At 62.9% G+C, this 14,132-nt stretch carries 14 protein-coding genes; 6 read left to right on the top strand and 8 right to left on the bottom strand.

Annotation, left to right across the window (positions count from 1 at the left end):
- Positions 1-51: 51 nt before the first annotated feature.
- Positions 52-1,278: an argininosuccinate synthase gene (locus PDMSB3_RS16640; protein ID WP_007180574.1), complete on the bottom strand. Its 1,227-nt coding sequence runs from the start codon at positions 1,276-1,278 to the stop codon at positions 52-54.
- 251 nt (positions 1,279-1,529) lie between these two features.
- Complete coding sequence (gene argF, locus PDMSB3_RS16635) at positions 1,530-2,459, bottom strand: ornithine carbamoyltransferase (RefSeq protein ID WP_165186981.1); 930 nt, start codon at positions 2,457-2,459, stop codon at positions 1,530-1,532.
- A gap of 441 nt (positions 2,460-2,900) precedes the next feature.
- Between argF and PDMSB3_RS16630 the strand changes: the two genes are divergently transcribed.
- Positions 2,901-3,242, top strand: coding sequence for a DUF3579 domain-containing protein (locus PDMSB3_RS16630; protein ID WP_007180576.1), 342 nt, complete (start codon positions 2,901-2,903; stop codon positions 3,240-3,242).
- A gap of 189 nt (positions 3,243-3,431) precedes the next feature.
- On the opposite strand, the gene rpsT is transcribed toward PDMSB3_RS16630, so the two are convergent.
- Complete coding sequence (gene rpsT / locus PDMSB3_RS16625; RefSeq protein ID WP_007180577.1) at positions 3,432-3,710, bottom strand: 30S ribosomal protein S20; 279 nt, start codon at positions 3,708-3,710, stop codon at positions 3,432-3,434.
- Between the two features lie 524 nt (positions 3,711-4,234).
- On the opposite strand from rpsT, the gene murJ reads away from it, so the two are divergent.
- Both murJ and PDMSB3_RS16615 read left to right on the top strand, forming a co-directional pair.
- Positions 4,235-5,785, top strand: a complete 1,551-nt coding sequence (murJ, locus tag PDMSB3_RS16620) for a murein biosynthesis integral membrane protein MurJ (RefSeq protein WP_165186979.1) — start codon at positions 4,235-4,237, stop codon at positions 5,783-5,785.
- A 5-nt stretch (positions 5,786-5,790) separates the two neighbouring features.
- Positions 5,791-6,633 (top strand): SirB1 family protein, encoded by an 843-nt coding sequence (locus tag PDMSB3_RS16615; RefSeq protein ID WP_165186976.1) that lies wholly within the window; start codon positions 5,791-5,793, stop codon positions 6,631-6,633.
- Between the two features lie 112 nt (positions 6,634-6,745).
- Here PDMSB3_RS16615 and PDMSB3_RS16610 read toward each other — a convergent pair whose 3' ends face one another.
- The 5 genes from PDMSB3_RS16610 to lpxK all read right to left on the bottom strand — a co-directional run bounded on the left by PDMSB3_RS16610 (position 6,746) and on the right by lpxK (position 10,826).
- The gene (locus PDMSB3_RS16610; protein ID WP_007180580.1) at positions 6,746-7,504 is read right to left on the bottom strand and encodes a 3-hydroxyacyl-CoA dehydrogenase; all 759 of its coding nucleotides are present in this window, start codon (positions 7,502-7,504) and stop codon (positions 6,746-6,748) included.
- 269 nt (positions 7,505-7,773) lie between these two features.
- Entirely contained in the window at positions 7,774-8,439 is a 666-nt protein-coding gene (gene adk / locus PDMSB3_RS16605) for an adenylate kinase (RefSeq protein ID WP_007180581.1), read from the bottom strand.
- A gap of 213 nt (positions 8,440-8,652) precedes the next feature.
- Positions 8,653-9,453, bottom strand: coding sequence for a 3-deoxy-manno-octulosonate cytidylyltransferase (gene kdsB, locus PDMSB3_RS16600; protein ID WP_007180582.1), 801 nt, complete (start codon positions 9,451-9,453; stop codon positions 8,653-8,655).
- A 172-nt stretch (positions 9,454-9,625) separates the two neighbouring features.
- Positions 9,626-9,829 (bottom strand): Trm112 family protein, encoded by a 204-nt coding sequence (locus tag PDMSB3_RS16595; RefSeq protein WP_007180583.1) that lies wholly within the window; start codon positions 9,827-9,829, stop codon positions 9,626-9,628.
- Positions 9,810-10,826 carry a tetraacyldisaccharide 4'-kinase gene (gene lpxK / locus PDMSB3_RS16590; RefSeq protein WP_007180584.1) on the bottom strand — a complete coding sequence of 339 codons (1,017 nt, stop codon included), beginning with the start codon at positions 10,824-10,826 and terminating at the stop codon, positions 9,810-9,812. The genes PDMSB3_RS16595 and lpxK overlap by 20 nt, the downstream gene beginning before the upstream one ends.
- 567 nt (positions 10,827-11,393) lie before the next feature.
- Here lpxK and xseA point away from each other — a divergent pair.
- From xseA to PDMSB3_RS16575, 3 genes are all read left to right on the top strand, one after another.
- Positions 11,394-12,773, top strand: coding sequence for an exodeoxyribonuclease VII large subunit (gene xseA / locus PDMSB3_RS16585; protein WP_007180585.1), 1,380 nt, complete (start codon positions 11,394-11,396; stop codon positions 12,771-12,773).
- Between the two features lie 218 nt (positions 12,774-12,991).
- The gene (gene sodB, locus PDMSB3_RS16580) at positions 12,992-13,570 is read left to right on the top strand and encodes a superoxide dismutase [Fe] (RefSeq protein WP_007180586.1); all 579 of its coding nucleotides are present in this window, start codon (positions 12,992-12,994) and stop codon (positions 13,568-13,570) included.
- Positions 13,571-13,793: 223 nt separating this feature from the next.
- A complete protein-coding gene (locus PDMSB3_RS16575; protein ID WP_007180587.1) occupies positions 13,794-14,132 on the top strand; it encodes a DUF190 domain-containing protein in 339 nt (112 codons plus the stop codon).

The following is a 14,132-nucleotide window of genomic DNA, read 5'->3' as shown; positions in this document are numbered from 1 at the left end:
GCGTTTGATAACTTCGCTGGCGCGAAGTTATCCTCGACCAAACGCACCTGGTCAGCCACGCTGACGACGCGCGTTCTCCGCAATCCGCATACGCAGTGCGTTCAGCTTGATGAAGCCGCCGGCGTCGGCCTGGTTGTAGGCGCCGCCGTCGTCGTCGAACGTTGCGATGGTCTTGTCGAACAGCGTTTCCTTCGAATCGCGCGCGACAACCGACACGCTGCCCTTGTACAGCTTCACACGCACCCAGCCGTTGACCTTCTCTTGCGTATGGTCGATCAGCACCTGAAGCGCGCGGCGCTCCGGGCTCCACCAGTAGCCGTTATAAATCAGTGCGGCGTAGCGGGGCATCAGGTCGTCTTTCAGGTGAGCCACTTCACGGTCGAGCGTGATCGACTCGATGCCGCGGTGCGCCTTCAGCATGATCGTGCCGCCCGGCGTTTCATAGCAGCCGCGCGACTTCATGCCGACATAACGGTTTTCCACCAGGTCGAGACGGCCGATACCGTGCTTGCCGCCCAGACGGTTCAGCTCGGTGAGCATTTCCGCAGGCGACAGACGCTTGCCGTTGATCGCAACCGGATCGCCGTGCTCGTACTCGATATCGAGGTATTCAGCCTGGTCCGGCGCCTCTTCCGGCGACACGGTCCAACGCCACATGTCGGCTTCCGCTTCCGCTTTCGGATCTTCCAGGTGACGGCCTTCGAACGAAATGTGCAGCAGGTTGGCGTCCATCGAATATGGCGCACCGCCTTGCTTGTGCTTCATTTCGATCGGAATGCCGGCCTTTTCGGCATACGCGAGCAGCTTTTCGCGCGACAGCAGATCCCATTCGCGCCACGGCGCGATCACCTTGATGCCCGGTTCCAGCGCGTAGTAACCGAGTTCGAAGCGAACCTGGTCGTTGCCCTTGCCGGTTGCGCCGTGCGAAACCGCTTGTGCGCCGGTGGCGCGCGCGATTTCGATCTGACGCTTGGCGATCAGCGGACGCGCGATCGACGTGCCCAGCAGATACTCGCCTTCATAGATCGTGTTGGCGCGGAACATCGGGAACACGAAATCACGCACGAATTCTTCGCGCAGATCCTCGATATAGATGTTTTCCGGCTTGATGCCGAGTTGCAGGGCTTTCTTGCGCGCCGGTTCCAGCTCTTCGCCCTGGCCGATGTCGGCCGTGAACGTGACGACTTCGGCGTCGTAATTGTCCTGCAACCACTTCAGGATGACGGAGGTGTCGAGGCCGCCCGAATAGGCGAGCACGACTTTCTTGATATCGCTCATGGTGAACTCGTAGCTGGAGAAAGCGGGAAAACAAGGCGCGCCGGCGGTCCCGGAGCGCGGAAAACCACTATTTTGACACTAAACCGCCGGTTGCCCGCGTTTTTGGGGCAGTGCGGTGACGAAGCCGGGTCCGCTTGACGCAGTGGACTCCGGCTCGATGCGTGGCGCTAAACGTGGATGCCTTGCCTCGTATTCAAGGCCCCGTCGCGCTTCACGCAGATGCTGCTCAACCTGCTGACCGGGCAGCTCGCTCAGTGATTCAGCTTGCCGAGCAGCAGATATTCCATCAAGGCCTTTTGCACGTGCAGACGATTTTCCGCCTCGTCCCACACGACGCTTTGCGGCCCGTCGATCACTTCCGCGCTGACTTCCTCGCCGCGGTGGGCGGGCAGGCAGTGCATGAAGAGCGCGTCTGCATTGGCGCGCGCCATCATGTCGGCGTCGACGCACCAGTCAGCGAAGGCTTTCTTGCGCGCTTCATTTTCGGCTTCGAAGCCCATGCTGGTCCAGACGTCGGTGGTCACGAGGTCGGCGCCGGCGCAGGCCTCGTTCGGATCGTCGAATTCTTCGTAGAACGGCGCGCTCTCGGCGGCGACCATGGCGCGGTCGAGCTTGTAGCCCGGCGGCGTGGACAGGCGCAGATTGAAGCCGAGAATTTGCGCGGCTTCGATCCACGTATACAGCATGTTGTTGGCGTCGCCGACCCACGCGACCGTCTTGCCGCGAATCGGGCCGCGATGCTCGAAGTACGTGAAGATGTCCGCCAGCACCTGGCACGGGTGATATTCGTTGGTCAGCCCGTTGATCACGGGCACGCGCGAATTCTCGGAGAAGCGCTGGAGAATGTCCTGCCCGAACGTGCGGATCATGATGATGTCGACCATGCGCGAGATGACTTGCGCTGCGTCTTCGATCGGTTCGCCGCGACCGAGCTGCGTGTCGCGCGTGCTCATGAAAACGGCGTGGCCGCCCAACTGGAAGATGCCGGCTTCGAACGACAGGCGCGTGCGTGTCGAATTTTTTTCGAAGATCATTGCCAGCGTGCGATCGTGCAGCGGATGGTAGGTCTCGTAGTTCTTGAACTTGCGTTTCAGAATGCGCGCGCGTTCCAGCACGTACTCGTAGTCTTCCAGCGAGAAATCCTTGAACTGCAGGTAGTGGCGAATTTTCTTGGCGGTCATGAAACAAATACGGCGGTCTCACCCGGCAGGATTGCCGGACGGCGCCGCCGTCGTTTGTGGTAACTCAATGCAGCATAAAGGATTTCGCCCGGTTTGACGAGTCGGCCAAAAGGCCGCTCAAGCGGTCTGAAAGGCTCATCGATAGCTCGGACATGTCTTGTGTGCGCTGCGGAAAAAGGTCCGCTGCGCTATAATCTACGGGTTATCCCAAAGCCCAGCAGGCCGGTATTTCGCTTGCGGGACACGGCTCGCGCGGCTCGGAAAAGCCTGCTCGCGGTGCGCCGTCATGACAAGCGCAAAAGGCGGCTCAGCCAGCCCTTCGCGGTTCTGGTGGCGCGTGGTTCGCCATCGCGGCATGGTCGGCGGGTCCGGGCAATTCAAAGCCGTTTCCGCTGTCAGCTTTGCCGTCATCCCGCTGGGCAGTCACACAGGTATTCCTACATGGCCGAAGCAGCTCCAACCGAATATTTCATTCAGGGCATCACGTCGACGGGAAAAAAGTTTCGGCCGAGCGACTGGTCGGAGCGCCTCGCAGGCGTCATGGCGTGCTTCGGCCCCGGTGCAAGGAAGGGGCCGAACGCCTACATGCAGTACTCGCTTTATGTCCGGCCAACCATGCTCGGCGACCTCAAATGCGTGATTCTCGATTCGCGTTTGCGTGACATCGAACCAATGGCTTTCGACTTCGTCCTCAACTTCGCGAAAGACAACGACCTCGTCGTGACTGAAGCTTGCGAGTTGCCGCCGGAGCACGGCACGCAGCGCTCCGAGAATACGCGCTAAGGCGCAGGCCGGTTGAATCGGCAAAAACAAAAACCCGCCAGCAGCGGGTTTTTTCATGACCGAAGCACGGGCATCGGCGAGTGGGGCGGACCATTCGGTTGCACCGGTTCCAGACAGAAAGGCCCGCCGAGGCGGGCCTTTCTGTGCAGCGGAAACAGGAGGTAGCCCGCCGAAGCGGGCTGACCGGAATTACTGCGCTGCGGGCGCTTGCAGACCCTTGATGGCTGCAGCGAGGCGGCTCTTATGGCGAGCAGCCTTGTTCTTGTGAACGATTTTCTTGTCGGCGATGATGTCGATGGTCTTCGACGATGCCAGGAAGATCTCAGCGGCCTTGGCCTTGTCGCCGGCGTCGATCGCCTTGCGGACAGCCTTGATAGCCGTGCGGAACTTCGAGCGCAGTGCCGAGTTATGCGAGTTTGCCTTGGCGGCCTGGCGGGCGCGCTTGCGTGCTTGTGCGGAGTTAGCCATGACGGTTCCTTATCCTGTTCCTGTTTCCAGTACCTGACCTTCAAGTGGTGAGGTGCTGCTTTTAGATCGAACTCTTGGAAGCGATTGCCCAAGAGCGCAAAAGTGTCGAAAAAATCGCTCGGACTACGCGAAGGCAGGCCTGTGTTTTCGGGCTATTCGAGGGTGTTCGCAGGCGGCGTGGGGCCGACCCCGACCTCGTACGGAAATGGTCCGAAAGTTGAGCGAGCTTCGAAACCGGCGATTATAGCAACAAAATCAGGCACGTGGCAACGGGAAAGCGCTATGACGCCGTGCCGCCCCGTTGTGTAAAGTCCGGCGCCCGGCCGGCGGCCATTGTGCGGCGTCGTGCCGAAGTCCGCGCAAGAAGGGCGGTTGCGGCGGCATGCCGAGCGGGACGGCGCCGCGCGGCATGCCAGGAAACCGCGCCGATGCGCCTGTCGTATCGAACGTCTGCGCGGCAAATCGGTCCGAATCGCGTTCCGGCTCGTCGTCCGCACTTGCGGCACCCGTATAATAAGCGCCCCATGAATCTATTCCGAGCCCTGCTGACGGTCAGCGGCTTCACGCTGCTGTCGCGCGTGACCGGACTGGCCCGCGAAACGCTGATCGCACGCGCGTTCGGTGCCAGTCAATACACTGACGCGTTTTACGTCGCCTTCCGCATTCCGAACCTGCTGCGCCGCATCTCTGCCGAAGGCGCGTTCTCGCAGGCCTTCGTGCCGATTCTCGCCGAGTTCAAGAACCAGCAAGGCCACGACGCCACCAAGGCACTGGTCGACGCCACGTCGACAGTGCTCGCCTGGGCGCTCGCGGTCCTCTCGCTGATCGGCGTAGTGGGCGCCTCGGGCGTGGTGTTCGTCGTTGCCTCGGGCCTTGCGCATGAGGGTCAGGCGTATGCGCTCGCGGTCACCATGACGCGCATCATGTTCCCGTACATCATTTTCATTTCGCTGACGTCGCTGGCGTCGGGCGTACTGAATACGTACAAGAACTTCTCGTTGCCCGCGTTCGCGCCGGTTCTGCTGAACGTCGCGTTCATCGTCGCCGCGGTGTTCGTTGCGCCGCGCCTGCAAACGCCGGTCTATGCGCTCGCCTGGGCGGTGATCGCGGGCGGCGTGCTGCAGTTCCTGGTGCAACTGCCGGGTCTGAAGAAGATCGACATGATTCCGCGCATCGGCCTGAACCCGGTGAAGGCGCTCGCGCATCGCGGCGTGAAGCGCGTGCTGTCCAAGATGGTACCCGCGATGTTCGCCGTCTCGGTCGCGCAGATCAGCCTGATCATCAACACGAATATCGCGTCGCGGATCGGCCCGGGGGCCGTGTCCTGGATCAACTACGCCGACCGGCTGATGGAGTTTCCGACCGCGCTGCTGGGCGTCGCGCTCGGCACGATCCTGCTGCCGAGCCTCTCCAAGGCCCACGTCGACGCCGATCCGCTCGAGTATTCGTCGCTGCTCGACTGGGGCTTGCGTGTCACCTTCCTGCTCGCCGCGCCGAGCGCCGTCGCGCTGTTTTTCTTCGCGCAGCCGCTGACCGCCACGCTGTTCAACTACGGCAAGTTCGACGGCAACTCGGTGGTGATGGTCGCCCGCGCGCTGGCGGCTTATGGCGTGGGGCTGATCGGCCTGATTCTCATCAAGATCCTTGCGCCAGGTTTCTACGCCAAACAGGACATCAAGACGCCGGTGAAGATCGGTGTCGTCGTGCTGATCCTCACGCAGTTGAGCAACTATGTGTTCGTGCCGATTTTCGCGCACGCGGGTTTGACGCTGAGTGTGGGGCTTGGCGCTTGCGGCAATGCGCTGCTGCTGTTTCTCGGTCTGCGCAAGCGCGGCATTTATACGCCGTCGAGCGGCTGGCTCAAATTCTTCGTGCAGTTGTTCGGCGCCTGTCTGGTGCTGGCCGGCACCATGCATTGGCTGGCGATCAGCTTCGACTGGATCGGCATGCACAGCCGGCCGGTCGACCGCATGGTGTTGCTCGCCGCGTGCCTCGTTCTGTTCGCCGCGCTATATTTCGGTATGCTTTGGCTGATGGGCTTCAAGTACGCGTATTTCAAAAGGCGAGCGAAGTGATCACGATGACGCGAGTTCTCGACTATTTCAGCACGCTGGTCGCCGAAGACGACAGTCTTCCGCTGACCGAGGCGGCGCTCTCGCTCGCGCAGGACGCTTACCCCGATCTCGATCTGCAAGGCACGCTCGCCGAGATCGACGAGTTGGTGGTGCGCCTGCAGCGGCGCATGCCGGACGACGCCGACATCAAGCAGAAGGTCGGCATACTGAACCGGTTCTTCTTCCGTGAGCTCGGTTTCGCCAGCAATCTGAACGATTATTACGACCCCGACAACAGTCATCTGAACGCGGTGCTCAAGCGCCGCCGCGGCGTTCCGATTTCGCTGGCGGTGCTGTATCTGGAGATGGCCGAGCAGATCGGTATTCCGGCGCGCGGCGTGTCGTTTCCCGGCCACTTCCTGCTGCGCGTGACAACGCCCGACGGCGACGTGATGCTCGATCCGACCAGCGGACACTCGTTGTCCGAGTCGGAGATGGTGGAGATGCTGGAACCGTATGTGGCGTCGGCTGGGGAATCGGTGAGCAGGGCGCTGCGCATGCTGCTGCAGCCGGCCACGCGCCGCGAGATCATCGCGCGTATGCTGCGCAATCTGAAGTCCACCTATCTTCAGACGGAACGCTGGCAGCGCCTGCTGGCAGTGCAGCAGCGTCTCGTGATCCTGCTGCCGGAGAGTATCGAAGAAGTGCGCGATCGCGGCTTCGCTTATGCGCGGCTCGATTACCTGCGGCCCGCGCTCGAAGACCTGGAGCGCTATCTCGGCGACCAGCCGGATGCCGAAGACGCGACCGTAGTGGAGTCGCAACTGCATGAATTGCGTCAGCGTACTCAACACAACGACCGCGACTAGCCGCCGTGCAACGCCTGTCAGAAAGAACGGCTCAAACAGAAAACGCCTGCACATATTCATGTGCAGGCGTTTTTTATTGGCGCCCCGTATCAGGCAGCAGCCTGCATGATGGTCACTTCGGCTGCATGCGGATCGCGCCGTCCAGACGGATCACTTCGCCGTTGAGCATCGGGTTGTCGAAGATCTGCTTGGCCAGCATCGCGTACTCCGCCGGTTTGCCGAGACGCGGTGGGAACGGCACCATCGCGCCGAGCGCGTCCTGCACTTCCTGCGGCATGCCGAGCAGCATGGGCGTTTCGAAAATGCCCGGGGCAATGGTCATCACGCGGATCGCGTTGCGCGACAAGTCACGTGCGATAGGCAGCGTCATGCCGACCACGCCGCTCTTGGATGCCGCGTAAGCCGCCTGGCCGATCTGGCCGTCATACGCCGCCACGGACGCCGTATTGATGATCACGCCGCGCTCGCCATTTGCATTCGGCTCGTTCTTCGACATGGCCGCGGCAGCGAGCCGGATCATGTTGAAGGTGCCGATCAGATTGATCGAAATGGTGCGCGTGAAAGAGTCGAGCGGATGCGGGCCGTCCTTGCCGACCGTTTTGATGGCGGGCGCAACGCCCGCGCAATTGACGAGACCGCGCAGCGTGCCGAGCCTGGTGGCGGCTTCGACGGCCTGAGTGGCGTCGTCTTCGCGGCTGACGTCGCATTTGACGAACACGCCGCCGAGTTCTTTCGCGAGCGCTTCGCCGGCATCCACATTCAGGTCGGCGAGCACCACCTTGCCGCCGTTTTCGACGAGAAGGCGCGCCGTGGCCGCGCCGAGACCTGATGCACCGCCGGTGATCAGGAATACATTGTCACGAATCTCCATGTCTTCTCCTTTGCTACGGTTCACTAATGTCCGGATCGAATATTTTTTCGATGATCGATTGTAACGACTATGCTGCAACGCGGAAAGCGCTGCGGGCGGCTGCCTGAAGGCGCCCGATTCGTGCGCCGCGAAAGCAGACAGTTATGGATGGCTAACTAATTCAAGGCGTAGCGGGGAAGCAAGCTACGCCGTATCCACGCGGCGAGATGCAATAAAAAACCCGCCGGCAAGGGCGGGTTTCACTGAGGCAAACACAGGGCGAAGCGAGCTTACTTCAACGCCTCAAACGCACGTTCACGAATTTCATCGACGCTGCCGAGGCCCGAAATGCGGCGATACTGCGGTGCCTTCAGCGGGGTCGACGAATCGCCGTTCTTCGCCCAGTTGGTGTAGTACTCGATCAACGGCTTGGTCTGCGCCTCATACACTTCCAGACGCTTCTTGACCGTTTCTTCCTTGTCGTCGTCGCGCTGGATCAGCGGTTCGCCGGTCACGTCGTCCACGCCTTCGACCTTCGGCGGATTGAACTTGACGTGGTACGTACGGCCCGACGCGGCGTGCGAGCGGCGGCCGCTCATGCGCACGATGATCTCCTCGAACGGCACGTCGATTTCCAGCACATAGTCGATCGCGACGCCGGCCTGCTTCATCGCCTCGGCTTGCGGAATGGTGCGCGGAAAACCGTCGAACAGATAACCGTTCGCGCAGTCCGGCTGCTGCAGACGTTCTTTCACCAGATTGATGATCAGTTCGTCCGTGACCAGTTCACCAGCGTCCATGAAGCGCTTGGCTTCAAGGCCGAGCGGCGTGCCTGCCTTGACGGCTGCGCGCAGCATGTCACCGGTGGAAATTTGCGGAATGCCGAACTTTTCCTTGATGAAGGTGGCCTGAGTACCCTTACCCGCGCCGGGCGCACCCAAAAGGATCAAACGCATGTGATATCTCCAGATCTATGTGAATTCTTTGGTGGCGCAGCAGCCGTCCCACGATGCGTCGAAGGCTCCGCGTCGGCTGCCGGTACGAGTCTCGCGCTGCACGTCGACTGGACGGCGCTGCAGGACCGCAACGGCGCGACCGGGGCAAACCCTGACTTTCGCTTGTCTCGGGAGGCGCGCACAACCGTCCGATTATGCCACGGGTTTTTCCGCTCAAGACCCGAATAAAGCCTGCACGCGTGCGAGATCGGCGGGCGTGTCGACGCCGGGCAGGGGCACGTCATGGGTGACGAGTACCGCGATCCGTTCGCCGTGCCACATCGCGCGCAGTTGTTCGAGCGCTTCGACCTGTTCGATCGGCGAGATCGCGAGACTTGGGTAAGTGCGCAGGAATTGCGCGCGATACGCGTACAGGCCGATATGCCGGTGGACCACCGCGGGCGCGGGAGGCGTGGGCATCGCTGCGACATTGGGCCAGTGCGGCTGATAAGCGTCGCGTGCCCACGGTATCGGCGCGCGCGAGAAGTACAGCGCGACGCCGCGCGCATCGAGCACGACCTTGACGACGTTCGGATTGAAAATCTCGGCGGGGTCGGTGATCGGATGGGCTGCGGTGGCGATCGCGCAACCGCTGCTCGCCGCGAGGTGCGACGCGACGCCGCACACGAGCGCCGGATCGATGAGTGGCTCGTCGCCCTGCACGTTGACCACGATCGTGTCGTCGCTCCAGCCGAATTGCGCCGCGACTTCCGCGAGACGGTCCGTGCCGGACGGATGGTCCGCGCGCGTCAACACGGCTTCGAAGCCGTGATCGCGGGCGGCGTCGAGCACCGCCTGCGCGTCCGAGGCGACCAGCACCTGCTGCGCGCCCGATTCGCGCGCGCGTTCGGCGACCCGCACCACCATCGGCTTGCCGCCGATGTCGGCGAGCGGCTTGTTGGGCAGACGCGTCGACGCGAGGCGAGCCGGCACGACGGCGATGAACGGAGGAGTGGTGGTGTTGGCGTGGGTCATCGGCAAGACAGGCGCAAAGACGGGCGGAAAAGCGGGCGGCGATGAAACCGGAGGAAGGCGGCAGCGCATACACGGTAGCCGTGACAGCGGGGCGGACCGGAAAGACGGCGCAGGCGGATCGCAACATGCGGGACACCACGCATGGCGGCCGCCCTGCGCGAGCGAGCCGAACCTAAGCTACGGAGCCCGGATTCAGATCGACCGGCGTGCCTTCCACGGTCTGCCGCGCCTCGTCGACGAGCATGACGGGAATGCCGTCGCGGATCGGATAGGCGAGTTTGTCCGCATTGCAGATCAGTTCCTGCGCGGCGCGGTCGTAGCTGAGCGGGCCCTTGCAGATCGGGCAGACGAGAATTTCAAGCAGGCGAGCGTCCACGGACTTTCTCCACAACTAATGCAATGAGGCGATGATCGAGCGCGGCTTCAACCGGGACTATCCAGATGCGCGCGTCGTGCCAGGACCCTAATTTTACCGCATCCTTTTCTGTTATCAGGATGGTGTCGGCGTCCACGTCGGTAAACGGATTGCGCTCGAACGCGTAGTGATCCGGCAGGGCGCGGGTGGCCGGCGTCAGGCCGGCGGCGCGCAGCGTGGCGAAAAAGCGTTCCGGCGCGCCGATGCCGGCCGCGGCCAGCACGCGATCGCCACTGAACTGCGCGAGCGGACGGCGCAACGCGGGATTGTCCAGATGCCACGCGTCGCCGGGCGCGAGTTGCAACGCGAAGGTGTTCGGCCACGCGGGCAGCGTGCGTGCGTAAGGATCATTGATGAGCGTGGCGTCGCGGCGGCGCGACAGCGGCTCGCGCAGCGGTCCGGCGGGCAGCAGAAAACCGTTGCCGCCGAGCCGGTGATCGAACACGACCAGTTCGGCATCGCGCTGGAGCCGGTAGTGCTGCAAGCCGTCGTCGCTCACGATCACGTCGACATCGCGGTGCGCGGCGCACAGTGCCTGCGCGGCGGCCACGCGATCCGGGCAGACCCAGACCGGCGCGCCGGTGCGGCGGGCGATCAGCAGCGGCTCGTCGCCGCCCGCACTCGCCGCCGATGCGGGCGTGATCGGCGTCGGCGTCGTCACGCGCGCGCCGTAGCCACGCGACACCACGCCGGGGTGGAAGCCCGCGACACGTAACGCTTCGACCAGCGCGATCACGGTCGGCGTTTTTCCCGTGCCGCCGACCGTCACATTGCCGACCACCACCACGGGCACGCCGACGCGCACCGACTTCAACCAGCCGAACGAAAAGGCGGCGCGCCGCGCGGCGGCGATCGCGCCGAACACGCAGGCGAACGGTGTCAGCGCCCATGCAAGCGGGCCGCGTTGTTGCCATTCGCGCGCAAGGCGCGCTTCGAGACGGTTGCTGATTTCGCTCATGGGCAGATTGCTCGGACGAGCGGCACGCCGCTCGCCGGAAAGCGCCGGCACGGCGGCATGAAGGAGCTAGGCGCAATACGCGGGGCAAGCATCAACGCGGTTCTCCGGACTGTCGAAAATGAGGCAAAAGGTGAAACAGGTGCCGCACCGGACGCGCGTGCGCAGGTGCCGCGATGCCGGGTGCTACGCACCATCCGGCATGCCGTCGAACCCGCCACTCTAGCGCGCGTGCGTCCCGCCCGGCAAGTCGCGAACCGTGCGTCGCGCGCCGGAACGGCAGTAGCGGCGTTGCCCACGGCCTGTGGATAACTTTGTGGAGAACCTGCCATCGGACGGGCGGAGAAGGCCGGTCCGCGCGCCCGGTATCGGCAATCATTCTCTTTAGTGAGATATAAACTCCATATAAATCAAAGACATGCTTTCGATTCATGCGGCCGCGCGGGCAATCCGGCGGGTTTCGTCCGCTCGGTCCCGCCATGTGGACACTTTTAACAATTCGAGTGCCGCGCTGGACGCCGATGGCCGCTCGGTCTATCGTCTGTCCGGCCAGCCACACATATTCCTCGCATGAATCCCGAAAGCCCTTTTTTCTCGTCGGCCGCGCCCGGCGGCGAAGTCGTCGTCCCCGTCTCGGCGCTCAATCGCGCAATCGGCACGATGCTCGAACGCTCGTTCCCGCTGGTCTGGGTTGCCGGCGAAGTGTCGAACTTCACGCGCGCCGCGAGCGGCCACTGGTATTTCTCGATCAAGGACGCGCAGGCGCAGATGCGCTGCGTGATGTTCCGCGGGCGAGCGCAATACGCCGAATTCACGCCGCGCGAAGGCGATCGCATTGAAGTGCGCGCCTTGGTGACAATGTACGAGCCGCGCGGCGAGCTGCAACTGAATGTCGAGGCGGTGCGGCGCACAGGGCAGGGGCGTCTCTATGAAGCGTTCCTGCGGCTGAAAGCGCAGCTCGAAGCCGAGGGTCTCTTTGCCGCCGAACGAAAGCGCCCGTTGCCGTCGCATCCGCGAGCAATCGGCATCGTGACGTCCTTGCAGGCCGCCGCCTTGCGCGATGTCCTGACCACGCTGTCGCGCCGCGCGCCGCACATTCCGGTGATCGTCTATCCGGCGCCGGTGCAGGGCGCAGGCGTGAGCGCGAAGCTCGCCGCGATGGTCGATGCCGCCAACGCAAGGCGCGAAGTCGACGTGCTGATCGTCTGCCGTGGCGGCGGCTCGATCGAAGACCTGTGGGCGTTCAACGAAGAAGTGCTGGCGCGCGCGATCGCCGAAAGCGCCATTCCGGTGGTGAGCGGCGTGGGTCACGAAACCGATTTCACGATCGCCGATTTCGCCGCCGATGTGCGCGCGCCGACGCCCACCGGCGCCGCCGAACTGGTGAGTCCGCAGCGCGTGCTGCTGTTGCGCGAGCTCGACCATCGCCACGCGACACTCGCACGCGGTTTCGGCCGCATGATGGAGCGGCGCGCGCAGCAACTCGACTGGCTCGCGCGCAGGCTGGTGTCGCCGGCTGAGCGTCTCGCGCGGCAACGCACTCATTTGCAGCAACTGAGCGTGCGGCTCGCGTCGGCGGGCACGCGCCCGGTACGTGATGCAAGAGCGCGGTTTTCGCTGCTACAGATGCGCTGGCAACGTTGGCGCCCTGATCTCGCCGGGCATCAGGCGAAGCTCGGCAATCTCGCGCAGCGTCTGGACATGGCTTTGTTACGCCAGCATGAACGTCAGACCGCGCGCATCGACACGCTTGCCGCGCGTCTCGAAGTGCTGAGCCCGCAGCGCACGCTCGAGCGTGGTTATGCGGCGGTGCTCGATGCGCAGAGCGGGCGCGCGGTGCGTGCGCCGTCGTCGTTGAAACCCGGGCGGCGCCTTACGGTGCATCTCGCGGAAGGCGCCGCGGACATCGCGCTCGCGGATGTGCAGCCGCGCCTGACCGACGGATTCTGACACTTCCCCCACGGGGCGGGCGCCAGTACTTTTGACGCTTGCAGTGCCCTGGCACACGGTGTGCGAATGCATTAATTACGCTATGTGTGCAGCATGTTTGCCGATGCCGGACATAAAGTCCGTTGGTTTGCGGGGTTATTCCAAGTCGCCTACAATCGAGTGCTCTATAGCGTTATCCGCAGACTCCCCCCACAACAGATACTGAGAAGGAAAGCACCATGGAACATACGCTCCCACCGCTGCCGTTCGCGAAAAACGCACTCGTTCCGCACATGTCGGAAGAGACGCTCGAGTTTCACTACGGCAAGCATCACCAGACCTATGTGACCAACCTGAACAATCTGATCAAGGGCACGGAGTTCGAAAATCTGTCGCTGGAGGAAATCGTCAAGAAGGCATCGGGCGGTGTGTTCAACAACGCGGCTCAAGTGTGGAACCACACGTTCTTCTGGAACAGCCTGTCGCCGCAAGGTGGCGGTGCTCCGAGCGGCGCACTCGCTGACGCGATCAACGCCAAGTGGGGTTCGTTCGACAAGTTCAAGGAAGAATTCGCCAAGACCGCAGTCGGCACGTTCGGCTCGGGTTGGGCATGGCTCGTGAAGAAGCCCGACGGTTCGCTCGACCTGGTGTCGACCAGCAACGCCGCCACGCCGCTGACCACCGACGCCAAGGCACTGCTGACGATCGACGTATGGGAGCACGCTTACTACATCGATTACCGCAATGCGCGTCCGAAGTTCGTCGAAGCGTACTGGAATATCGTCAACTGGGAATTCGCGTCGAAGAACTTCGCGTGAGTTTGCGGTTGCGCAAAGGCGAACGCAGTCTCCCGCAATAAACTTTGCAAGCCGTAGCCTGGATGAAAGCCCTCCGCGCGAGGGCTTTTTTGTGCCTGCCTTTCGCATCGGGCAACATTCGAGCGAGCGTTTTGCCCGGGGGTTAGTATGAGTTTGCCAGGCAGGCCCGGCATGCTGCGCGCAGACCACTCGCGCATTCTTCATGGACCGATCGGAGTTCCTCATGAAAGGCAGTCAATTGACGTTGTTTGCAGCCAATCAGAGTCACCGCAAGAGTCACATGACCGTCATCGACTGGATTCTGGAGAAGACGAAGGAAGCCGGCATCGAGGGCGCCACGGTGATCGAGGTGAGCGAAAGCATCGACGCGCATGGCAAGTACCATGCGGCGCGGTTTTTTGAACTGGTCGACCAGCCCGTCGTCGTCACGGTGGCGGCGGAAGATGAACGCATCGACGCGCTGCTCGATACTCTCCGGCACGGCGGCGTTCAGCTCTTCTACACGCGCTGTCCTGTCGAATACGAAGTGCTTGGCGCAAGCGCGGAAGAGGGCGGTGAGTAG

This window comes from Paraburkholderia dioscoreae, assembly GCF_902459535.1.
GTDB classification, from domain to species: Bacteria; Pseudomonadota; Gammaproteobacteria; order Burkholderiales; family Burkholderiaceae; genus Paraburkholderia; species Paraburkholderia dioscoreae.
This window is presented reverse-complemented; position numbering and strand designations above follow the sequence as displayed.